The organism is Kocuria sp. CPCC 205297 (assembly GCF_040981035.1).
Classification (GTDB): domain Bacteria; phylum Actinomycetota; class Actinomycetes; order Actinomycetales; family Micrococcaceae; genus Kocuria; species Kocuria marina.
In genome coordinates, this window is sequence record NZ_JAVKPY010000036.1 from 1 (window position 1) to 1,179 (window position 1,179).

General features: G+C 70.8%; 1 protein-coding gene. It reads right to left on the reverse strand.

The genetic code is table 11. The features are described from left to right. Positions 1-1,179: ISL3 family transposase (locus tag RF650_RS13520; RefSeq protein ID WP_368815176.1), on the reverse strand; the 1,179-nt coding region annotated here is incomplete at both ends.

Below are 1,179 nucleotides of genomic sequence, written 5' to 3' on the forward strand. Positions count from 1 at the left end.
CGAAGTTGCGGAAGCCGCGGGCGACGCGACGCATGGTCTCGATGACGCCATTGACCGCTTCCGTGGGCCCGTTCGAGGCTCCTGCGGTATCGAAGTAGGCCAGGATCGCGGCCTTCCACCGGCGTAAGGTCCGTCCGAGCCGGGCGATCTCCGGAATGGGACAGGACGGGAAGGCACCGAGAATCTCGGCGACGAGCCGGCGCCCCTGCTCGGGGCGGGCGTGGTAGACCGCGCGCAGCTTCTGGTAGCAATGCCAGGCAAGGGTGACCTCGTGATGCGGGTCCCCGGCCTCGAGCTTCGCGTTGAGTCGGCGGACCTGCCTCTCGGTCAGGTGCTCGGCGCCGATCTGCAGGGTGCGGCGGATCCCGTACAACGGGTCCCCGGCTCTCCCGCGGTGGCCCAGAGTGTCCTGCTGCACGCGGCGGCGGACCTCATCGACGACCTGCCCGCCGAGCTTGACCACATGGAAAGCGTCGAGAACGGTGATCGCCTCCGGGAGCTCGTCGCGGATGGCATTGGCGTAACCGTGGAACGGATCCAGCGTCGCCGTGCGGATCCCGCTCGTGAACGCCGGCCCCTGCTCGATGAGCCAGTCGCCGTAGGCCGCCCCCGTGCGCCCGGGCACCAGATCCAGCAGTCGTGCCCGGGGCCGGCCGTCCTCGCCGCGGGAGTGGTCCACGATCCCGGTGACCAGCCCAGTGCCGGGTGGGCCCACGTGGCGCCAGACGTGCTCGTCCACGCCCAGGGCGTCCACCCCGGCCAGCCGATCCTCCGCGGCCAGCTGGGCCTCGATGACTGGAGTGATGGCGTCCCAGACGGTGTTCCAGGCGACCCCGAGCATCTCGGCCAGGGCCGAGACCGCGATGTCGTGGCAGCGCAGCTGCGTCACCGCCCAAGCAATCGCGCGGGTGGTGAGCTTGGCCCGCGGTGCCGCCAGCTCGTGGACCTCACTGAAGGTCGTCACCTCGCACGCCGTCTCATGGCAGCGGTAGCGGCGTTTGCGCCAGACCACCCGCACGGGCACCCCGGCGCAAGGCAGGTCGTGCAGCAGCACCGCCACCCGGCCATGGCCGACGGCGAGCACCCCGCAAGCCGGACAGCCCACCAGTGACGGCACGGTCTCGACCACCAGGGTGAACGAGGAGCGGTGCCGCTCGATCGTGAGCACGTGGACATCGG